Here is a 21,248-nt window from a genome sequence, read left to right as displayed (position 1 = left end):
ATCCTAGCCCGATCAGGACGAGCGCGAATAGGCACAGCACGAACAACTACAGCGCGATCAAGAACAGCCGAATTAGAAGAGCAGCGAAGAAGAGCCCGCTCCCCTGCTTGCTGCGTCTTGTTGTTGCGTGCTCTAAGTCTTTGCGTGATCTCACCCAGGCCACGCGAAAGGGATGTGCGTACAGCGCACAGCCTGCAGCGTGCAGCGTGCAGCATCCAGCGTGCAGCAAAGGTACTGCACAGATCCGCTGCGATTGGGAGCTTTTTGCTGGAGTTTTCATTATTTTGCACTGGAAACCACCTGCTCAGCGCTAGGTGTGCCAATTATCACAGTGTGGTTAGTTGTTTGGTTTTAGAAACCACCTTATGATTCCAAAACATGACTATTTCCTCACCTTTTGTAGATGTTGAAGCGCTCAAGGATCTCACCACCACTGCAGGGAAGATCGCAGACTTCAAAGCACGTCGCCGCGAAGCAGCCGCACCCATGGGTGAGAACGCACTGGATCGAGTGCGCAAAGCCAAGCGACTCACCGCCCGCGAACGCTTGGACTATCTCCTCGATGAAGGATCCTTCATCGAAACTGACCAACTTGCACGCCACCGCACCCACGCCTTCGGCATGGAACATAAACGCCCCGTCACCGACGGCATCGTCACCGGCTGGGGCACCATCGACGGCCGAGAGGTGTGCATCTTCAGCCAAGACGGCACCGTGTTCGGCGGCGCCCTGGGTGAGGTCTATGGCGAGAAAATGATCAAAATCATGGAGTTAGCCATCACCACCGGCCGCCCCCTCATCGGCTTATATGAAGGCGCCGGTGCCCGCATCCAAGATGGCGCCGTGTCCCTGGATCTGATCGCCCAGACCTTCTACCAAAACATCAAGGCCTCCGGCGTGGTGCCGCAGATCTCGGTGATTATGGGCGCCTGCGCTGGCGGCAATGCCTATTCGCCTGCACTGACCGACTTTGTGGTGATGGTGGAAGAAAGCTCCAAGATGTTTGTCACCGGCCCCGATGTGATCAAGACCGTCACCGGCGAGATGATCACCCAAGAAGAATTAGGCGGCGCAGGGGTTCACCTCCAGCAGGCTGGTAATGCCCACTACACCGCATCCAGCGATGAAGATGCCCTTGATTTCGTCTCTGACCTGGTGGCTTTCTTGCCTTCAAATAACCGCACCACCGCCCCGCGGGAACATTTTGAGCACGAGAAAGGCAGCATCGACGCCAACCTCAACCCCGATGATCTGGCACTCGACCACATCATTCCCGATTCCCCGACCGTGCCCTATGACGTGCGCGATGTAATTAGCTGCCTGACCGATGATGGCGATTACCTCGAAATCCAAGAAGGCCGCGCCGACAATGTGGTGACCGCTTTCGGCCGCATCGAGGGCGAGTCCATCGGTTTTGTGGCGAACCAGCCCACGCAGTTTGCCGGCTGCCTCGATATTGATGCCTCCGAAAAAGCCGCCCGCTTCGTGCGTACCTGCGATGCCTTTAATATCCCCATCGTCATGCTTGTCGACGTCCCAGGCTTCCTCCCCGGCGCCGGCCAAGAACATGACGGCATCCTTCGTCGTGGCGCCAAGCTGCTCTACGCCTACGGCGAGGCAACGGTGCCGAAGATTACCGTGACCATGCGCAAAGCCTATGGTGGCGCCTACTGCGTGATGGGTTCGAAGGGTTTGGGTGCCGATGTGAACCTCGCCTGGCCAACGGCTCAAATCGCCGTGATGGGCGCTGCCGGCGCCGTGGGCTTTTTATACCGCAAGGAATTGCTTCGCGCAGCAGAAGAAGGCGAAGACATTGTGGAGCTTTCCGCAGCTTTCGAGCGTGAATATGAAGAACACATGCTCAACCCCTACCTGGCTGCCGAGCGCGGTTTGATCGACGCGGTCATTCTACCCAGCGAAACCCGCGGCCAAATCAGCCGCAACTTGCGCCTGCTTCGCAACAAGCACGTGCAGCGCCCCGCACGCAAGCACGGCAATATTCCGCTCTAAAACACCTAGACCTTGATAGCCGCTGCTTCTTGCCCGGCGCCTTTATCTCTGCGCACAATCCCCGAAACACCAAGGCGTTCTAGCCTTGGTGTTCACGGTTTTTGCAGCAGGTGTTGTGTATGCATCGCTGCAGCGCAGTGGCGGTGCAGGAGCTTTTGCCTACCCTTAGCTTTGGTTTAGGATTGTTATTTAAAACGTTTAGCAATCGATCGGAAACCATGCGTCTTTCACAACGCCCAGAAAGAATTCTGCCGGGCTACTTTTTTCTTAGCGCACTCATCGTGGTGTTCATCCGCCTTTTCGGCAACCTGCACTGGGCCGAACTCATCGGCGCGGGGCTCAACTACGTCTTCCCCATCGTGGGGTCGAGCTACCTTTCTGCGCTCTTCCTTGTAGTCACCGCCCACGCGCTGGTTCGCCATAAACGACTCGGCTTCTGGCTCGCCACGGCATTCTTTGCTGTCGAACTCCTCGGCGCCGCGTTGCTGTTGATGAGCGTGGCCTTCGCCTATGAAGAGGTCACGATCTACCTCAGTGTTGAAGACATCATCCAGACCTCGGTGCTGGCGCTGATACTCTTGGCACTGTTCATCGTCTTGTTGCGGGCACGTTCCACCTACAGCGCCCCGCTTTCCGAGGCCGCGTTTCGTCGCGCCCTGCTCACCGCGGTGGTGGGTATCGCCATCACGGCGTTGCTGGCGTTGCTGGTGGGCTTTTTCTTCGTAGGCGAGCGACCAACGTTGAGCCGCCTGCTTCGCCAGCTCACCTTATCGCCTGATGATTACATCCCCCAGGTGCAGTTCGTGCTGGCTCTGGGCGCTTTGCTCACGCTCGTCGCTTCCGCCGCGGCCCTGCTCTTTTCTCGTGCAAAGACGCAATTCCAGGGCTTGGACGAAGAGCTCCAATTGCGCCGGCTGCTCCTGGATCAAGATGAGCACGACGCGGATTCCTTGGGCTATTTCGCCACTCGCCGCGATAAGGGCGTGATCTTTTCGCCCGATGCCAAGGCCGCGGTGGCGTATCGCAATGTGATGGATTCTTGCCTTGCTGCCGGCGACCCCATTGGCCTTCGCGATCACTGGGACGCCGCTATCCAGGCCTTCTTGGCATTCGCTGATCAGCAGGGTTTGGCCCCTGCAGCTATCGGCACGTCCAGGGACGGCGCGGCCGCTTTTGCCCGCGCAGGCATGAAGGTTCGTGCGCTCGGTGATGAGTCGGTGGTAGACGTGGACCGTTTCCGCCTCGATAACCCCAAGCTTGTCGACGTCCACCGTAGCTATAAACGCCTGATCGCCGAGGGCTATAGCGTCCGCATCCGCCGCCATAAAGACATCAGCGGCCAAGAGATGCACAGGCTGATCGCCTTCGCGGATCGTTGGCGCCAAAACGGCGACGATCGTGGTTTCTCCATGGCGCTTGGCCGCCTGGGCGATCCCCTTGACGGCGATTGCGTCATGATCGAGGCCTTGGATGCAGAAGGCCAGACCAGGGGTTTGCTCTCCTTTGTGCCCTGGGGCCGCACGGGCTTATCGCTTGACGTGATGCGTCGCGATCTCGAGCATGCTGCCAATGGCGTTACCGAGTTCATGGTGGCAGCGCTACTGATGGGTGCTCGGGAATTGGGCGTCAAGCGAGTCTCGTTGAACTTCGCCTTCTTGCGCGAGACGATTGCCGCCGGTGAAGACGTGGGCGCTACCCTGCCCCAAAAGATCAGCCGCGGCGCTGTTGCTTTGATGTCGCGCAAGTTCCAGATTGAGCAGTTGTACCGCTCGAATATGAAGTACGACCCGCAGTGGCTTACCCGCTATTTGTGCTGGCGTAATTCAAGCGATCTGGCTGCCATTGCCGTTGCCCTTGGCCTTGCCGAAGGCCAAATCTCTGTGCCTCTTGCCAATGATGGTGCCCGCGAACAGCCCATCTACCAGGCAGCTAACCCGGCGATCGTGGAGTTTTTAAGCCACGCGAAGCCAACGATCCCGGAGCCGCATTATCCGCAGCAGGTAAAGCAGAAGATGCAGCGGCGCGAGGCCTTGTTGGCCGAGGGTGAAGATCCCTACCCCACCGACTTCCAACGCGAGCAGCGTCTGAGCGCCTTGGAGGCGTTGGCACCGGGTGCTGCGGTCTCTACGGCTGGCCGTGTGATTGGCCGAAGCGATCACGGCGGAGTGCAGTTTTATCGCCTGCGCGATTGGGATAGCGAATTCCAGGTGCTTATTGAGCGCGAGCAGGTGGGCAGAGATGAACTTCGCAAGCTCAAGTTCGAGATCGCGATTGGCGATCATATTGGCGTCGAAGGCGTGATGGGCGCTTCGCGCAATGGCACCGCCAGCGTGATTGCCCGCAGCATTCGCCTGACGTCGAAGGCTCTTCGGCCTGTGCCGCGCACGGCCCCTTCCGATGAGGAAGTCCGGGTTCGCCAGCGCTATGTGGATTTGATTAGCAATCCAGAGGCCCGAAGGATGCTGCGAACTCGCAGCGCCATTATCCAGGCGGTGCGCGATACCTTATTATCGGAGCGCTTCTTAGAGGTTGAAACTCCGCTGCTGCAGACCATTCATGGTGGTGCGAATGCACGTCCATTCCGCACCCATATCAACGCCTATAACCTGGATCTGTATTTGCGTATCGCTCCCGAGCTGTACCTCAAGCGCCTCATGGTGGGCGGCGTGGATCGTGTATTTGAAATTGGCCGGAACTTCCGTAATGAAGGTGCCGATGCAACCCACAATCCGGAGTTCACCATGTTGGAGGCCTATCAGGCCTATGGCGATTACAACTCCATGCGGGAATTGACGCGCACCATCGTGTTAAACGCGGCCATGGCAGCCAATGGGCATACCCGCATCAAGGGCACCGGCCCCGATGGCCGGGAACATGAGGTGGATTTGTCGCGCCCCTGGCGAGTACTCAGCGTGCACGAGGGTATTGCCCAGGCAAGTGGGCAACCCATTACCCCCGATACGCCTATCGAGGATCTGCAGCGCTTGGCCGAGCAACACGGCATTGATCCCACCGGGCTGTCGCGCGGTGCTCTCGTGATTGAGTTGCACGAGGAATTAAGCGAGCAATTCGCCATTGAGCCCACCTTCTATATTGATTTCCCCACCGAGGTATCTCCGCTGACGCGCCAGCACCGCAAGGATCCGCGCGTGGCAGAAAAGTGGGATTTGATCTGCTTCGGTGCCGAGGTTGCCACGGCCTACTCGGAGTTGATTGATCCGGTGGTGCAGCGTGAGCGCTTCATGGAGCAGTCCTTGCTTGCTGCCGGCGGGGATCCAGAAGCCATGGAGGTGGATGAGGACTTCCTCAAAGCCCTGGAATACGCCATGCCACCATCGGGCGGCATGGGCATGGGTATTGATCGCTTGGTGATGATGCTCTGCGATAAGAATATTCGCCAAACCATTGCGTTCCCGCTGGTTAAACCCAATGCCTAAAGCTTCCACCACACCTGCACTGCGCTTGCTTGGCATCGCCGGCGCAACAGGCGCCGCGGTGCTGCTGTTAAGGCTTGCCGATCCCACCACCCCCGGTGGCCCCATCCCTGTATGCCCCTCCAAAACTTTATTTGGGGTGTGTTGCCCACTGTGTGGTGCCTCAAGGATGGTGGTCGCGCTCAGTGAGGGTGACCTGGTGCAAGCTGCGCACATGAATGCGCTTTTGCTGCTCTTTCTTCCATTTTTGGCATGGAGCGTTCTTGCTTGGGCTTTTCGACGCTCCGGGCGCGATATTCCAAGCTGGGAGCGTTGGCCAGGTGCGCTCACCCTGGTGCTCAGCGCAACAATGATATGGTTTCTACTAAGAAACTTGCCGTTTCCGCCTTTCACAATCCTGTGGGTGTGATCGCATGGGACGTCGAAAAGCTACCCCCACGCTATACCCCCAAAGTGTGGAACTTTGGGTGAAGCCGGGTTGATTTTCCTAAACCGTTCACAAATTCGTGGGTCGCTCCCTAAACTTAGAAAGCATGACCGCCGCTATGAAGACTGACTCTGGCCAAGCTCCGGACCTCACCACCACCGCAGGCAAACTTGCCGACCTGCGCGCCCGCATCGCTGAAACCGAAGCCCCCATGGGCCCGGCCTCAGTAGAGCGCGTACACAAGGCAGGCAAAAAGACCGCCCGCGAACGCATCGAGTACTTGCTCGACGAGGGTTCCTTCGTTGAGGTAGACGCGCTGGCCCGCCACCGCTCCAAGAACTTCGGCCTTGATGCCAAGCGCCCCGTCACCGACGGTGTTGTTACTGGCTACGGCACCATCGACGGCCGCAAGGTTTGCGTATTCTCCCAAGACGGCGCCGTGTTCGGTGGCGCACTTGGCGAGGTCTACGGCGAAAAGATCGTCAAGATCATGGACATGGCCATCAAGACCGGTGTGCCACTGATCGGCATTAACGAAGGCGCAGGCGCCCGCATCCAAGAGGGTGTGGTGTCCCTGGGTCTGTACTCGCAGATCTTCTACCGCAACACCCTGGCTTCCGGCGTGATCCCCCAGATCTCCTTGATCATGGGTGCTTGCGCAGGTGGCCACGTGTACTCGCCAGCCCTGACCGACTTCATCATCATGGTGGACAAGACCTCCAAGATGTTCATTACCGGCCCCGACGTGATCAAGACCGTCACCGGCGAAGAGGTCACCCAGGAAGAACTCGGTGGTGCGCATACCCACATGGCCACCTCCGGTACCTCCCACTACACCGCATCCGACGACGCCGATGCCCTGGATTGGGTTCGCGATCTGGTTGGCTTCCTGCCTTCCAATAACCGCGCCGAGGCTCCGCGTGAGCCCGCCGAGATCATGAGCGGTTCCATCAAGGACAACGTCAATGATGTTGATCTTGAGCTCGACACCCTGATTCCGGATTCCCCGAACCAGCCCTATGACATGAAAGACGTCATCACCCGCGTGCTTGATGATGGCGACTTCTTCGAAATCCAAGAGGGCTACGCCGGCAATATCCTCATCGGCTTTGGCCGCGTAGAAGGCCGCAGCGTTGGTGTTGTTGCCAACCAGCCCACCGAATACGCAGGCTGCTTGGACATTAAGGCCTCCGAGAAGGCCGCACGCTTCGTGCGCACCTGTGACGCCTTCAATATCCCGATTATCGAGTTCGTGGACGTCCCCGGCTTCCTGCCTGGCACCTCCGAGGAGTACGACGGCATCATCCGCCGTGGCGCCAAGCTGCTCTACGCCTACTCCGAGGCCACCGTTGGCAAGATCACCGTGATTACCCGCAAGTCTTATGGTGGTGCCTACTGCGTGATGGGGTCCAAGGACATGGGCGCCGACCTGGTGCTGGCATGGCCAACGGCTCAGATCGCCGTGATGGGTGCATCCGGTGCCGTGGGCTTTATCTACCGCAAGGAGCTCAAGGCTGCTGCGGCAGAGGGCAAGGACGTTGCAGCGCTTGCCAAGGAATACGAGAAGGAGTACGAGGAAACCCTCGTCAACCCCTACATGGCTGCCGAGCGCGGCTTCGTCGATGCGGTTATCCCGCCGAGCGAAACCCGTGGCCAGATCATCGAGGGTCTGCGCCTGCTCGACCGCAAGGTAGTCAACGTACCTGCCAAGAAGCACGGTAATATTCCGCTATAACCCATCCACGGCAAGCGAACAGACGAAAAGAAGGTATCGCATGGCTGAAAACACTGAGGCCACTCAGAACGACCAGGCCGCAGACAACGCCGAGAAGCCCGCGCGTCCTTTCCTGAAAGTGATCAAGGGCAACCCGGATGCCACTCAGGTGGCGACGCTGACCACCCTGTTTGCAGTGATGGCAGACCAGGCCGCCGGTGCACAGCAGGAAGAACGCGAGCGCAATATGTGGGGCGACATCTCCGAGCAGCTTTCTCGCCCCTCCACCTTTAACCCCAACGCCTTCCGCAACGTTCAGTTCTACTAAGACCCACGTAAGGAAACGGGAAGTTCCCGCGGGCGTAGCAGCACTCACGTGCTCCGCTACACCTGCGGGATTTTTTGTGCTTTACAGCAGATTCGCTGCCTAAAAAGCTTCCATACCAGCACAGAAGGGATACACTTATAGCCACCCAGTGCTTGTGAATACCATAGGACGAAAGGTCCCCCCTCATGACGCACACCCCGATCCAACGACGTCGCCCCACCACGCTGAAAGACATTGCCAGCGAGATTGGCATGTCGGTGAGTACGGTATCGCGCGCCCTTGCAGATAACCCCGCGATCTCTCAAGACACCCGCGACACCGTGCGTGAAGCTGCACAACGCCTGCGCTACCGCCCCAATAATCAAGCAGCCTCGCTTCGCAAACAACGCACCAACATCATCGGCGTCGCCATCCCGGACATTGAAAACCCCTTCTTTGCCACCCTCGCCTCCGCCATTCAGCAAAGCGCACGCGCCAAGGGGTTTTCCATCCTCTTAGGCAATACCGAGGAAAACCCCGAGCTCTTGGCCAAAAGCATTGAGATGTTTGCCAACCAGCGGGTCGACGGAATGATTGTGGTGCCCCACGACGAGGCACAGGAAATCTTTGAAGATGCCGTCGATGAAGGCATCCCCATCGTCGCGGTGGATCGCCGCCTCAGCATCCCCACCGTGCCCTCGGTGGTTTCAGATCCAAAGCCCGGCTTTGCTGCAGCCATGGATGCGCTGCTGCAAAACCCCAATGCCACCATCGGTTTTTTGGCAGGCCCTCAAGATACCTCCACCGGGCTTGAACGCTTTAAGGTGATGCAGCAACTGGCCCACGACCGGGGCGTGGAGCTTCATATCGAGCACGGTGGCTATAACCAGCGCGATGGCTATGCCGGCACCGTGGCCATGATCGAGGCCGGGGTCAATGCCATCATCGGTGGCGATGCCATGCTCACCATGGGCGCCATTCAGGCCTTGTGCGAACGCAACATCACTGTTGGCCGCGACTGCGCAGTGGTTGGCTTTGATGAGCTACCCATGTTCTTGTATCACAATCCCCCGCTGAGCACGATTGACCAGCAGGTATCCCTCATGGGCAAAGAGGCATTCGAGCTGCTAGAAGAAATGCTCAGCGGCCAGCATGTGCCTGCCTCCAAAGTGCTTCCCACCATCATGCATGATCGCGGATCCACCACCTTGGCATAAGACACGCGAGCACTGAACACGCTGCTTGAGCTTTGAAAGCTCAAGCAGCGTTGTCGTCGACAAGCTATTGGCCGGGCAGTGCTTGGGCTTGTGATGTCGAGGCGGTAGCGTAACAGCCATATATAGGCACGTTTTTTACGCCCAAAGGAGCACCTATGCCCACCCTGACTGTGGTTGGATCTATCAACGCCGACCTCGCGGTGCATGTTCAACGCCACCCACATCCTGGAGAGACACTCCTTGGCAGTGGCGGCAGCATCTCTCCCGGTGGTAAAGGTGCCAACCAAGCAGTGGCGGCAGCGCTCCAGGGCGCCGAGGTGCACTTTGTTGGAGCCGTCGGCGATGATGCCTATGCCAAACCAGCACTCGAACTGCTGGCCCGATCAGGGGTGAACCTTGAAGGGGTGCAGCGCCTCGAAGGCTCCACGGGGCTTGCCGTGATCACGGTGGCCGAGGATGGGGAAAACTCCATCATCGTGATACCTGGTGCCAATGCCAAGGTCGATGCGGCCTATGTTCGCAGCCAAGCTGCACGCATCAGCAACGCCGATGTGCTCTTATTGCAAGGAGAAATCCCGCCAGCGGCCTTCGCCGAGGCAGTCTCGCTTGCCGCGCGGCGGGTGGTGATTAACCTCGCGCCGGTCATTGAGGTGGATACCCAAGCCCTGCTGCAGGCCGATCCCCTCATGGCGAATGAGCATGAGGCCGGGTTGATCCTGGAGCAATTCGGTGTGGCCGCCGAGGGGTCGCCTGAGCACTTGGCGCAGGCGCTTTTAGATCTTGGCTTTGCTTCGGTGGTGCTGACCTTGGGCGCTGAAGGTGCTTTGGTGGCGGATGCAGAAGGGCTCAGCGCCATTGCATCACCCAAGGTGCGCGCGGTAGATACCACCGGTGCCGGTGACGCCTTCGCCGGTGCGTGTTGTGCGGCCCTATTGCAGGGCGAAAGCCTGCGCACGGCGGCCGAGCACGCGGTGCGTGTGGCTGCTTACTCGGTCACAGGCCACGGCGCGCAGACCTCGTATCCCACCAAGGATCAGGAGCTACCCGGCGCATGCGTTTAGTCCTTGCATCCTCTTCTCCTTCGCGTCGTTCCATCCTGCTGTCTGCCGGTGTCGATCCCGTGATTGCACCTGCCAATGTGGATGAAGATGCCATCATGCACACCCTCGGCAGTGCATCTGCCTCCGAGGTTGTGCAGGCCCTAGCTACTGCTAAGGCCGAAGCCATCGCACCGGATTTTCCCGACGATGTAGTCCTTGGCTGCGATTCCATGCTGCTCTTAGAAGGCGAGCTGCAGGGCAAGCCCAAAACGGTAGAAGCCACCATCAAGCGTTGGAGGCAGCAACGAGGCAAGGTGGCCACCTTGCTCAGCGGCCATCACCTGATCACCCCGGATGCACATCGCAGCTTTGTGCGCGAAACACAGGTGTATTTTGCGCAGGCTAGCGATGCGGATATCCAGGCCTATGCCCACAGCGGCGAGCCACTGCAATGCGCCGGGGCGTTTACCTTGGAGGCCATCGGCGGCTGGTTTATTGATCGCATCGAGGGCGATCCCTCCAGCGTGATTGGTTTATCACTGCCGGGATTGCGTGAGGCTTTCTATTCCTTGGGGTTCCAGGCAAGCGATTTTTGGCACCCGAACTCCGGGCAGTAGCGACATCAACGCAGCTCAAGGCTGGTTCAGCTTCTTGGGTGGCGTGCTCGTGCCACAATGGCTGGCATGACTGAATTCAACGATATGCTTGCTCCCCCTCCCGTGTACCTGCCTGAGGATGTGACCGACTCCCCGAGCTGGAGTGCCGCCTTAGAGCATCCTTGGTCGCCTGCTCTTTGGTCTGGCCTTGCCCTTGAAGCGATTGAGCAGGCCCAAAGTGAGCAGGAGCAGATCCATGCTTATGCGCTTGCTCGCACGGGCTATCACCGTAGTTTGGATCGCCTGCGTGCCAATGGTTGGAAGGGTTGGGGTCCGGTGCCCTATGCCCACGAGCCCAATCGTGGGGTGCTTGCCAGCATCGCTGCGTTGGCCTTGGCTTCTCGCATGATCGGCGATGAGGCCGAATATGAGCGTTGCCGGCAGATGCTCAGCGATGCCGACCCTGAGGCAGTAGCAACCCTCCTGGGATAGCCCACGGAGGCGTTGAAAGCCCTAGCTTGTCGACGAACCACGGGTGGGCAGCCGCTCAGAAAAGCAACTAAGCGTTTTTGATTTTCTCTACCAGCGGGCCCATCTGTTCCCACAACAGCGGCACGGTGGAACGCGCAAAATCATCGGAGATGTGGTTGCCGTCGCGATAGACGTAGATATTGCCAATCACCGGCGGGCAGAAGCCTTCATCACAGACCAGCTTCGAGGTATCAATACCGATCTGCGTTTCTCCGTCGAAGTATTCCTTGGAGGGATCCTCGGGAGCATAGAACTTCTCTTCTGCAGTGCCGCATTCGATCAGATCGCCCGTTTTTTCATAGCACTGCGAGACCTTCTTGCCCTTGCCGCCGGGCAGGATGAACCAGGGATTATCTCTTAAGCCAATAAAGGGGATGCCGAGGGAGTCGAGGTATTCCCAAAAGGTTGGATAGCTCTGCGGCACTTCGTCGATAAAGCGATCGAGCTCCAACAACGGCCGGGTGGAATTCGAGATGACAAAGTCCGGCTCATCTTCAGCAATGCGATCCATCACCACGGAGTTGAAGGTTTGGCAACCGCTGCTAAATACTCCGTCGAGTTCCTCTTTAAACGCCGGGCAAGACTGGCGCACAAAGGGCAATACCTTGAAGTGGTGTTCCTTGCCCAATTGATCCAGGGCAGCCATCCACTGCTCTGCGTGGGAACCACCGACGAGGAAGGCGGTGGTATCGGCGTCCTTATCACCGAAGGTGCAATCATCGGGCTTCTTGTCATAGGGCAACACCGTGGGATCGCTATTAGCCCAGCTCATACACCCCTTGGTCCAGGCAGGGCCTACGGTTTCAGCCAGAAGATAGGGATCGGGCTTCGGCTCTGCCTGCGGTACGCGCGCACCATCAAAAGCCATGGCACCGGGATAGAAACGCGGATCGAGGCGATAGTCAGACAATGCCTCAACTTCATCTGCCCACTCCTGGGGAATCATCACCGCCGTGGTGCACAAACCAACAATGACCAACCCACCAAGGGCACGCAAGAGCCCCTGGGGCTTGAAGATGCTGCCGAAGGCTTTACGCATGCGCTTATCCCCCATGGCCGGGCGCCGCGCATGCTGCATGAAGGGCTGCTCAATAAAGATGTGGGTGATGTGCGCAAGCAGGAGCGAACCAAGCACCACAACAATGCCCAGCCACACCGGCGGCTCGGGCTCATTGATATGCGCGGTAATCACAATCAGCAGCGGCCAGTGCCACAGATAGAGCGGGTACGCGATGCGGCCGAGGTAGCGCATCGGCGCTGAGCCGAGAATGCCCCCACCGCGGCCAGCGATAATCACCAGCGCGGCACCGCCGAGCGGGTAGAGCGCTGCAGGGCCTGGGAACTGCGTGGCGCCATCGAATATCCAGCCGGTGCTCAACACCATGAGCACGCCAATGAAGGTGAGCAGCCTGCGAAGCCAGGTGGGCATGGAGAGCTTGGAGCAAAACACCAATAGCACCGCTCCAAGGGTGAGCTCCCACATGCGCGACCACGTTGAGTAGTAGTTCACCTGGGTATCGGTGGCGCTAAAGGCATAGAACATCGAAGCGCCGGTGGCGATGATTAAGGGGATGCCCGCAATGAGTTTGAGGTTAAGAAGCTTCTTGCGAAAGATCGCAGTAAGCAGGGTGGCAAAGAGGATGGCCAGCAGATAGAACTGCCCCTGGACCGACATGGACCACAGGTGTTGCAGGGGGCTAATCGAGGCCGAAGCAGCACCGTAGCTTTGGCCTTGCCAGATCAATTCCCAGTTTTGGTAGTAGCCCAAGGAGGCGAGCATCTGGGCGCCGATATCCGCCTGTTTAAGCTCAGGGGTGAGCAGCGAGATACAAATCGCGGTACTCAGCAGCACCACCACGAGCGAAGGCACGAGGCGGCGAATTGCTCGCCATAGTGGCCACCAGGGATTCATTTTTGCATTCGGTTTTTGGGCATAGCGCAGTTGCGAGCCCAAAAAGAAATAGCCCGAGAGCAAAAGGAAAACGTCGACACCACCGGAGACTTTGCCTACAAAGACGTGAAAGATCACCACGAAGGCGATGGCGATACCGCGGAGACCATCGAGGTCATAGCGGTATTTCACATTCTCCGACATCTGGGGGCAGTTCCTTTGCAATTCACTGGTGATGTGTACTCGATCTGGGAGCCAATCGAGATATTGCCAGATTGCAGTATTTCCTATTCAGTGGTGCTTTTCCAAACGGTTACCGAATAGCTCATTTCAGCTTCTTGTTCTTGATTGATTCCACCAGATCACGCATCTGCTCCCACACCTGCTGTTTTGCCGACATCGCAATGGCATTGGTGAGGTGGTTATCGTCGCGATAGACGTAGATATTGCCCAATACCGCAGGGCAGACTTCCTCATCGCAGATCAGCTCGGCGGTATCGATGCTGATCTGCTCTTCTGGATTCACCAGCACATCGAGTGCGGGATCTTCTTCGCGGTAGAAATCAGCACGCGGGGTGCCACATGCTTCGGCATCACCGGTATCTGCCGCGCATAAAGCGCCCATGCGGGGCGTGCCATCTGGATCGCGGAGCCAAGGATTATCGCGGAAGCCCACCATGGGAATGCCCAGGGCATCCAGCTCACGCCAGAAGCGCACATACCCATCGGGCACACCCTCCATGGGTTCACCGGGTTGCCACGTCGGGCGCGTGGTGGTGGTGATGACGAAGTCTGGCTGATCTTCTTCCAGGCGTTGGACGAGCTGTTCATTGAAGCGCTCGCAGTCTTCATTGACTAAGCCTTCTTCATCCAAGGTGGCCGGGCAGCCCTGGCGAAGGATCGCCACGACCTTGAAACCGTGCTCCTTGCCCAAAGCATCAAGCACCTGCGTCCATTGATCGGTGTGGGAGCCGCCAATGGCATAGGCAGTGACCTTCGAGCGTGTATCGCCAAAGGTGCAGTCTTCTGGGCGCTCGTCATAGGGAACATAGGATGGGTCGGCGCTTTCCAAGGCCACACACCAGTGCGCCCACGCAGGGCCCACCCTCCGAGTGAGGGTATAAGGATCGGGTGCCCATTCGGCATCAGGCACGGCCTTGCCTTCTAGCTCTCCTACCCCTGGATACACAGCCGGATCCAGGCGAACGGTATAGAGCTCTTCCACCTCTGCAAGCCATGCCTTGGGCACGAACGCGGCTGCGATGCAGGTTGCCAGCATCACCGGGATGGCGGTGGCGCGCAGCGCACCGGTGGGAGTTTTGAGCGTGCGCAAAGCCTTGCGTACCCGCAGTTCTCCCCGCTTCGGCCGCGCGGCGTGTTGGCGCAAAGGCTGCTCGATCCACAGGTGTGTTGCTTGAGCCAGCAGCACCGAAACAGCAATGATGGCCAAGCCCATCCACAGCGGCGGTGTGGGATCATGGCTGATATTCATCACCACGATGAGCAAAGGCCAGTGCCACAGATACAGCGGGTAGGCGATGCGACCCAGCCAGCGCATGAACGCAGAGGCGAGCACACCCTGGCCGTTGCCACCAATAATGATCAGTGCTGCTCCGCCAATGGGGTATAAGGCTGCAGGGCCAGGGAATTGGCGTGCTCCGTCGAAAAGCAAACCGGTGGAAAGCACCATGATTAGGCCGGTGGCAACCATCGCCTTGCCTACCTTCGGCGAGATGCGCCAATTGGAGCAGAAAAGCAGCAGCACTGCGCCGAGGGTGAGTTCCCACATGCGCGAGAAGGTGGAGTAATAGTTGTGCTGCCAATCAGTTGCCGTAAAAGCGATGAACATCGAAAGCGACGTCACCACCAGCAGCGGGAGGCCTGCGACGATGCGGGCGTCTGCGCGGCGGCGCCTGACTATCAAGCCGACGAGGCACGCAAAAAGGATGGCGAAGATATAGAACTGGCCTTGTACCGCCATCGACCAAAGATGCTGCAGGGGGCTAACAGCGTCTGAGGCTGCGTTGTAGGCCTGCCCTTGTTTGATCAGCTCCCAGTTTTGGAAATAGCCCAGCGAGGCGATGAATTGATAGGCAATGGTCATTTGGCGCAGGCCCGGGGTAAAGGCACTGATGAGCACCAAGGTTGCGACCAACACCACCACGAGTGCTGGGTAGAGGCGCCGAATCGTGCGCCAAAGAGGCCACCAGGGGTTGAGCGAGGCTTCTTTGCGGTAGGCGTTTCTTAATTGGGAGCCGAGAAAGAAGTAGCCGGAAAGGAGCAGGAAGACGTCTACACCGCCGGAGACCTTGCCCACAAAAACATGGAAGATCACCACGAAGGCGATGGCGATACCGCGCAGACCGTCCAGGTCATAGCGATAACGGGAGGTAGAAGACATCTGTTCCTTAAGTTGGGCTACGTATCAATGCGCACTATTGTCCAACCCATCATTTTGGCTGTTGAGGGTGAAAAAAGAAAATTTCCTCCCCGCAGCAACCGGGGAGGAAATCTCAGCGAAGGGCCATGCCCTCAACCACGGAGGGCATGCAAGCCTTGCGTTAGTGCTTTAGGCGTGCTTTTCCTCGACACGACCGATGGCCTCTTGAGCCACCAGTTCCTGGATGCCCATGTCCAGCTCGGAGGTGAAGCCCACGCAGGAGCAGTTGATCTCGCCGAGCACGTAGGTGTCGGATCCGTCTTCGGCATCAGCCAGCATGAAGTCTGCGGTCCAGATCAACGGGATGTTGTCGCCGCCGAGCTTTTCTGCAATCACGGGGCGAGCATCTGCGAACATGTCCACCAATTCCTGCCATGCCTCTGGCTTGTCGTAGGTGTACTTCGCGCCGGAGAACAGGGTGGCGGAGAAGTTGTCGCCACCGGCGGCAGGCTTCTTGTGCACCACGAACACTGGGTGGGGGCCTACGAGCAGGATGCGGATTTCGCCCTCGACGATGCGAGGCATGAAGCGCATATCGACGAGCATGCCGTTATCGCCGATGATGTACTGATCGCAGAAGTCCATGAACTCGCCGAGCTCGCGTACCTCGGTGTGGTTGTCCACGGCCTCGGTGCACTTGAGCTTGGTGTCCAGCGGCAGGGCGGTGCCGGGCTCTACGGAAGCAGCAAGTTCTTTATCTTCGAGCTGGACGCGCCAGATGCCGGAACCGGTGGAGCCACGGTTTTGCTTGAGCACGCGCTCGCCGTATGACAGGGAGGTGGGGAAGGTCTTGTGGAACTCTTCTACCTCGTAGTAAGCGTGGGTGTCTTCGGGGACCAGGTCGGTCTTGTTCAGCTTGACCAGGGCGTCCTTGGCGCCATAGGCCATCATCTCTTCCGGAGTGGACATGCCCACCAGGCCGGCGTCGGAAAGCTTGGTCAGCAGCTCGAAGTAGCCCTTCTCGCCGCCGGGGATATTGCCGGGGTTCACACGAGAGATGTATGCGTCGAAGTTCTTTGAAACGTACTCAAAGAGAGCCTCGGACCACTCGGGGCGGTAGTACACCACCTCGGAGTGCCAGCCCTTTTCCTTGATCGCATTCACGATCGGCATGGTGTCCTTGCGGTGACCGTCGAAGTACTTGTCGGAGCCGCCTTCGACCTCAAATACGACAATGCTCTTGTGCATACGTGTGAACCTTTCTTCACAGCTCATAGTTATTGATCACGGTGCTCGGGGAAGCTGTTTATCCGCCGAGCACAGGTATTCTTTTGCGATCGAGCACGTGACACCGCTGGGGGCGCACGCAGAAGGCCGTAGCCACGCCATACTGCGGTATTACCGAGCTCACAGCGGGGTGCAGCCTCTATCCCTCATGGTATTTCAGCCGGAAGTGACAAGCCCGGCCATAACGCTAAATAGTTAGGAAAGACACATAGGGAAGGTTTTGACTGCTGCGATACACCCAGTTCGAGCCCGAAGAAAGGTGCGCACACCACCCCAAACGGGTGGGCTTAGGCCTGCGAAGCCTTGATAAGCACTGCCAGGAATGGGGGCGCAAATACCCCTGAAATCTCCTATCTACATGCTCCAAAGCATCGAAACTGAAGAACTTAGGCATTACACTTTGGCAAGTAGTAGCAAGTTCCGTGCAGCCGCATATCTCGATCCCTGTTCACTTTGATGCGTTTGCAACGCGAAGAACAATTCCCGACGGCAGAAAGGCCACCCATGCCGCTTCCACTCGACCCCAACCCCCAATTCGAGCAATACGCACATCCCGAGCGCCTGGTGTCTGCCTCATGGCTTTCTGCCCGACTCGGCTCGCCAGGGTTGCGTGTAGTGGAATCCGATGAAGACGCCTTGCTCTACGATATCGGCCACATCCCCGGTGCCGTGCGCATCGACTGGGCAAAAGACCTCAACGATAAAACCATCAGGGACTTTATCGACGCCGATGCGTTTGCCAAGCTGATGGACGAAAAGGGCATTGCCCCCGACGACACAGTGGTGGTCTACGGCGATAAGTCGAATTGGTGGGCAGCCTTCACCCTGTGGATTTTCGAGCTCTTTGGGCACAAGGATGTGCGCATCCTCGACGGTGGGCGCGATGCGTGGATGGCCGAGGAACGCGATACCTCCTATGCAGTGCCGGACTACCCCGCCAGCAACTATGAGGTAAGCGAGCACAACGAGGCACCTTCGCGCATTTTCGTCGACGAGATCCGCCAGCGCCGCGAGGAACTCACCTTGCTTGATGTGCGCAGCGAAGAGGAATTTGCTGGCACCACCACCAAGGAATATCCCCAGAGCAATGTCAGCCGCCACGGCCATATTCCTGGTGCGCGCAATATCTCTTGGGAGCACTCCACGCATGCCAATGGGCGGTTCCGCGACTTTGAAGAGCTGCAGCAGACCTTTGCAGACTTCCAAAAAGAAGAAGACATCGTGGTGTATTGCCAGGTGGGTGAAAGGGCAGCGCATTCCTGGTTTGTGTTGAAGTACCTGCTGGGCTACCCCACCGTGCGCAACTACGACGGCGGCTGGGTGGAGTGGGGCAATATGGTGCGCATGCCCATTGCCACTGAGCCTTCGGCCTAAACGCACGATTCACCACAGCGAGCCTCGGTATCGCGATATCCGCACGCGTTGAAGCGATGCCGTGTATGATTTTCTACACAAAAGAATAGTGGCTGTTGCTTCTTCTTCGAAGCTGGCCTCAAGGTGGCTTGGGGCTGGCACAACGCTGGTGGTTGGCATAGGTGGGGTGAAACTCAGCAGTGCTGTGACACTCCGCGCTTGTCACCTTCGTGGAAGAATATGCAGTGATACCCCCGATATGGCGGTAAGTACCAAATTTCAACGCTGAAAAATGCCCGAAGCTTCACCCGTGCAAGCTACGCTGGTATGCGTACTACCGCCACTAACGCATCGCGATTGTCGTTGCGAGATAACTTACTTAGGAGAGCTTGAGTGTCTGTGGAGAACCGAAAGATTACAAAGGTCCTCGTTGCTAACCGCGGCGAGATTGCTGTTCGCGTAATTCGCGCAGCTCGCGACGCAGGCATTGCGAGCGTTGCAGTTTACGCAGAGCCCGACGCAGACGCACCCTTTGTTGCAATGGCAGATGAGGCTTTTGCGCTTGGCGGCCAGACCTCTGCCGAGTCTTACCTCGTCTTTGACAAGATCCTCGACGCCGCTAAGAAGTCCGGCGCTGACGCTATCCACCCCGGCTATGGCTTCCTTTCTGAAAACGGCGACTTTGCCGAGGCCGTCATCGACGCCGGCCTGATCTGGATTGGCCCCTCGCCGAAGTCCATCCGCGAATTAGGCGATAAGGTCACCGCTCGCTCCATCGCTTTGCGCGCCGAGGCTCCCATGGCCCCTGGCACCAAGGACCCGGTCAAGGACGCCGATGAGGTTGTTGCCTTCGCCGAGGAGCACGGCCTGCCCATTGCCATCAAGGCTGCCTTCGGTGGCGGTGGCCGCGGTATGAAGGTGGCCTACAAGATGGAAGAGGTTGCCGACCTTTATGAGTCTGCAACCCGTGAAGCAGTGGCCGCCTTCGGTCGTGGCGAGTGCTTCGTGGAGCGCTACCTGGATAAGGCACGCCACGTGGAGTGCCAGGTGATTGCCGATATGCACGGCAACGTCGTTGTTGCTGGTACCCGTGACTGCTCCCTGCAGCGCCGCTTCCAGAAGCTCGTGGAAGAAGCACCGGCTCCCTTCCTCAGCGACGAGCAGCGCAACGAGCTGCACGAGTCCGCTAAGCGCATCTGTAAGGAAGCTGGCTACTACGGTGCCGGCACCGTGGAGTACCTGGTCAGCTCCGATGGATTGATCTCCTTCCTCGAGGTCAACACCCGCCTCCAGGTTGAGCACCCCGTTACCGAAGTCACCACCGGCCTGGATCTGGTGCGTGAGCAGTTCCGTATTGCCGAGGGCAAGGAACTGCACCTGAAGGAAGACCCCAAGCCTCGTGGCCACGCCTTCGAGTTCCGTATCAACGGCGAGGATGCCGGCTCCAACTTCATGCCGGCTCCCGGCAAGATCACCAAGTACATCGAGCCTGCCGGCCCTGGTGTGCGCATGGACTCCGGCATTGTTGAAGGCTCCGTCATCGGCGGCCAGTTCGACTCCATGCTGGCCAAGCTCATCGTCTTCGGCGAGACCCGCGAAGAAGCCCTTGAGCGTTCCCGTCGCGCCCTTGGCGAGTACGTCGTCGAAGGCATGCCCACCGTCTTGCCCTTCCACGCACACATCGTTGAAAACCCCGCCTTCGTTGGCGACGGTGAGAAGTTCGACGTCTACACCAAGTGGATTGAGGAAGAGTGGGAGAACCCCATCGAGCCTTATGTCGACGCTGAGGACGCTGAGGAAGAAGAGTCCGTACCTTCGCAGAAGGTTGTCGTGGAAATCGACGGCCGTCGCGTCGAGGTGGCTCTGCCCGGCGATCTCGCCCTCGGTGGTGGCAATGGTGCCGCCAAGAAGAAGGCCAAGAAGCGTCGCTCCGGTGGTTCCAAGGCCGCTGTCTCCGGCGATGCCGTAGCCGCCCCGATGCAGGGCACCGTGATCAAGGTGAACGTTGAAGACGGCGCCGAGGTCAACGAGGGCGACACCGTGGTCGTGCTCGAAGCCATGAAGATGGAAAACCCCGTGAAGGCTCACAAGTCCGGCGTTGTCGCCGACCTGGGCGTAGCCTCCGGCGAGGGCGTAACCAAGGGTCAAGTACTCCTGGAAATCAAAGACGCCTAAGCCTTCATAAGCGCAAGAGTGGCCCCGCTTCGGCGGGGCCACTCCTTTTTGTGTGGGTCATTCCCAGGCCAGAAGTAAACAGTGTTCAATTTCGCATGCGGGTGATGCTTGGATCCCCATAGAATTGAGCACTATGAAGCCAATGGAAATCAACGGCGGGCGCTTTTATGTGCGCCCACTGCACGATGACGACCGCATTGATGATCGCCCGGCGCTCGCAGCCACCACGCTGCCTGAGCATCTCGCAGACCTGAACCCCGCCCAGGCTCGTGAGGACTGGGAACGCGACTCCCGCTACACCTGGGCCGCCTGCGAACAAACCTCGGTGGATATGGTCGCATTGGTTGTGCTTGATCTTGAGCAGTCCCCCGCTAGCATTTCCGCCTACTGCGTAGGCGATCCTGATCGTGTGCTGCCCAATGACCCGGTACTGGTACGCAAAACGGTGGCCGATGGCGCCAAAGAAGGCGCGGCCACCGTTGAGCGTTGGGCCAAAGGTTACCTTGGCATCGAGCAGATCGAGCTCGACCTTTAGTTCAAACGCACCGCCGTGCCGGTGGCCGTCACCATCAACATATCGTTGTGGGTCCCGAGCGCGGCATAGTCGAGCTCTACCCCCACCACTGCATCGGCGCCGAGTTCATTGGCCCGATTGACCAGTTCCGCCAAGGCGCCTTCGCGCGCTTGGATCAACTCCTTTTCATAGGAGCCGGAGCGCCCGCCTACAAGATTGCGGAAGCCGGCGGTGAAGTCTTTCACCAAATTAATGCCGGCCACCGTCTCACCTGCAATCACGCGCAGGTATTGGGTAATTTCGCGGCCTTCCACGCTATGGGTGGTAGTGACGATCATCGACAATCCTTTCTCCGGTTGTGTGCTCGGTAGC

16 protein-coding genes are annotated in these 21,248 nt (G+C 58.5%); 12 read left to right on the top strand and 4 right to left on the bottom strand.

The features are described from left to right. Positions 1–378 precede the first annotated feature (378 nt). The 9 genes from IEU99_RS05905 (at position 379) to IEU99_RS05865 (ending at position 11,237) form a co-directional block, all read left to right on the top strand. Positions 379–2,010 carry an acyl-CoA carboxylase subunit beta gene (locus IEU99_RS05905; RefSeq protein WP_128890328.1) on the top strand — a complete coding sequence of 544 codons (1,632 nt, stop codon included), beginning with the start codon at positions 379–381 and terminating at the stop codon, positions 2,008–2,010. A gap of 218 nt (positions 2,011–2,228) precedes the next feature. Then, a complete protein-coding gene (gene lysX / locus IEU99_RS05900; protein WP_164931180.1) occupies positions 2,229–5,447 on the top strand; it encodes a bifunctional lysylphosphatidylglycerol synthetase/lysine--tRNA ligase LysX in 3,219 nt (1,072 codons plus the stop codon). Continuing rightward, the gene (locus tag IEU99_RS05895) at positions 5,440–5,853 is read left to right on the top strand and encodes a DUF2752 domain-containing protein (RefSeq protein WP_128890330.1); all 414 of its coding nucleotides are present in this window, start codon (positions 5,440–5,442) and stop codon (positions 5,851–5,853) included. The genes lysX and IEU99_RS05895 overlap by 8 nt, the downstream gene beginning before the upstream one ends. Positions 5,854–5,977: 124 nt before the next feature. After that, the gene (locus IEU99_RS05890) at positions 5,978–7,606 is read left to right on the top strand and encodes an acyl-CoA carboxylase subunit beta (RefSeq protein WP_128890331.1); all 1,629 of its coding nucleotides are present in this window, start codon (positions 5,978–5,980) and stop codon (positions 7,604–7,606) included. 40 nt (positions 7,607–7,646) lie between these two features. Beyond that, positions 7,647–7,913: an acyl-CoA carboxylase subunit epsilon gene (locus IEU99_RS05885; protein WP_128890332.1), complete on the top strand. Its 267-nt coding sequence runs from the start codon at positions 7,647–7,649 to the stop codon at positions 7,911–7,913. 185 nt (positions 7,914–8,098) lie between these two features. Then, positions 8,099–9,109: a LacI family DNA-binding transcriptional regulator gene (locus IEU99_RS05880; RefSeq protein WP_128890333.1), complete on the top strand. Its 1,011-nt coding sequence runs from the start codon at positions 8,099–8,101 to the stop codon at positions 9,107–9,109. Between the two features lie 155 nt (positions 9,110–9,264). Then, entirely contained in the window at positions 9,265–10,170 is a 906-nt protein-coding gene (locus IEU99_RS05875) for a ribokinase (protein WP_128890334.1), read from the top strand. Continuing rightward, complete coding sequence (locus IEU99_RS05870) at positions 10,161–10,766, top strand: Maf family protein (protein ID WP_128890335.1); 606 nt, start codon at positions 10,161–10,163, stop codon at positions 10,764–10,766. Before IEU99_RS05875 ends, IEU99_RS05870 begins: the two co-directional genes overlap by 10 nt. Before the next feature lie 66 nt (positions 10,767–10,832). After that, a complete protein-coding gene (locus tag IEU99_RS05865) occupies positions 10,833–11,237 on the top strand; it encodes a DUF3151 domain-containing protein (protein ID WP_128890336.1) in 405 nt (134 codons plus the stop codon). A 67-nt stretch (positions 11,238–11,304) separates the two neighbouring features. Here the strand turns inward: IEU99_RS05865 and IEU99_RS05860 are convergent, their stop codons facing one another. The 3 genes from IEU99_RS05860 to IEU99_RS05850 form a co-directional block, all read right to left on the bottom strand. Then, positions 11,305–13,371, bottom strand: a complete 2,067-nt coding sequence (locus IEU99_RS05860) for an acyltransferase family protein (protein WP_128890337.1) — start codon at positions 13,369–13,371, stop codon at positions 11,305–11,307. Positions 13,372–13,492: 121 nt separating this feature from the next. Beyond that, entirely contained in the window at positions 13,493–15,568 is a 2,076-nt protein-coding gene (locus IEU99_RS05855) for an acyltransferase family protein (protein ID WP_128890338.1), read from the bottom strand. A gap of 168 nt (positions 15,569–15,736) precedes the next feature. Next, positions 15,737–16,795, bottom strand: coding sequence for a Cj0069 family protein (locus IEU99_RS05850; protein ID WP_128890339.1), 1,059 nt, complete (start codon positions 16,793–16,795; stop codon positions 15,737–15,739). 543 nt (positions 16,796–17,338) lie between these two features. Between IEU99_RS05850 and IEU99_RS05845 the strand changes: the two genes are divergently transcribed. The 3 genes from IEU99_RS05845 to IEU99_RS05835 all read left to right on the top strand — a co-directional run bounded on the left by IEU99_RS05845 (position 17,339) and on the right by IEU99_RS05835 (position 20,897). Further along, positions 17,339–18,208, top strand: a complete 870-nt coding sequence (locus tag IEU99_RS05845; protein ID WP_128890340.1) for a sulfurtransferase — start codon at positions 17,339–17,341, stop codon at positions 18,206–18,208. A 372-nt stretch (positions 18,209–18,580) separates the two neighbouring features. Next, entirely contained in the window at positions 18,581–20,362 is a 1,782-nt protein-coding gene (locus IEU99_RS05840) for an acetyl/propionyl/methylcrotonyl-CoA carboxylase subunit alpha (protein WP_128890341.1), read from the top strand. Positions 20,363–20,495: 133 nt separating this feature from the next. Beyond that, on the top strand, positions 20,496–20,897 hold the full coding sequence (locus IEU99_RS05835) for a hypothetical protein (RefSeq protein WP_128890342.1): 402 nt from the start codon (positions 20,496–20,498) through the stop codon (positions 20,895–20,897). Here the strand turns inward: IEU99_RS05835 and IEU99_RS05830 are convergent. Then, positions 20,894–21,214, bottom strand: coding sequence for a YbjQ family protein (locus IEU99_RS05830; RefSeq protein WP_128890343.1), 321 nt, complete (start codon positions 21,212–21,214; stop codon positions 20,894–20,896). The genes IEU99_RS05835 and IEU99_RS05830 overlap by 4 nt on opposite strands. Between the last annotated feature and the right edge of the window lie 34 nt (positions 21,215–21,248).

The sequence above is a fragment of the Corynebacterium pelargi genome, assembly GCF_014635485.1.
Classification (GTDB): Bacteria; Actinomycetota; Actinomycetes; order Mycobacteriales; family Mycobacteriaceae; genus Corynebacterium; species Corynebacterium pelargi.
This window is presented reverse-complemented; position numbering and strand designations above follow the sequence as displayed.

Coding starts and splice junctions, on each gene's coding strand:
- IEU99_RS05855 (WP_128890338.1), bottom strand. CDS start 15,568: ATGTCTTCTACCTCCCGTTATCGCTATGACCTGGACGGTCTGCGCGGT.
- lysX (WP_164931180.1), top strand. CDS start 2,229: ATGCGTCTTTCACAACGCCCAGAAAGAATTCTGCCGGGCTACTTTTTT.
- IEU99_RS05885 (WP_128890332.1), top strand. CDS start 7,647: ATGGCTGAAAACACTGAGGCCACTCAGAACGACCAGGCCGCAGACAAC.
- IEU99_RS05835 (WP_128890342.1), top strand. CDS start 20,496: ATGAAGCCAATGGAAATCAACGGCGGGCGCTTTTATGTGCGCCCACTG.
- IEU99_RS05830 (WP_128890343.1), bottom strand. CDS start 21,214: ATGATCGTCACTACCACCCATAGCGTGGAAGGCCGCGAAATTACCCAA.
- IEU99_RS05895 (WP_128890330.1), top strand. CDS start 5,440: ATGCCTAAAGCTTCCACCACACCTGCACTGCGCTTGCTTGGCATCGCC.
- IEU99_RS05860 (WP_128890337.1), bottom strand. CDS start 13,371: ATGTCGGAGAATGTGAAATACCGCTATGACCTCGATGGTCTCCGCGGT.
- IEU99_RS05890 (WP_128890331.1), top strand. CDS start 5,978: ATGACCGCCGCTATGAAGACTGACTCTGGCCAAGCTCCGGACCTCACC.
- IEU99_RS05875 (WP_128890334.1), top strand. CDS start 9,265: ATGCCCACCCTGACTGTGGTTGGATCTATCAACGCCGACCTCGCGGTG.
- IEU99_RS05845 (WP_128890340.1), top strand. CDS start 17,339: ATGCCGCTTCCACTCGACCCCAACCCCCAATTCGAGCAATACGCACAT.
- IEU99_RS05905 (WP_128890328.1), top strand. CDS start 379: ATGACTATTTCCTCACCTTTTGTAGATGTTGAAGCGCTCAAGGATCTC.
- IEU99_RS05880 (WP_128890333.1), top strand. CDS start 8,099: ATGACGCACACCCCGATCCAACGACGTCGCCCCACCACGCTGAAAGAC.
- IEU99_RS05870 (WP_128890335.1), top strand. CDS start 10,161: ATGCGTTTAGTCCTTGCATCCTCTTCTCCTTCGCGTCGTTCCATCCTG.
- IEU99_RS05865 (WP_128890336.1), top strand. CDS start 10,833: ATGACTGAATTCAACGATATGCTTGCTCCCCCTCCCGTGTACCTGCCT.
- IEU99_RS05850 (WP_128890339.1), bottom strand. CDS start 16,795: ATGCACAAGAGCATTGTCGTATTTGAGGTCGAAGGCGGCTCCGACAAG.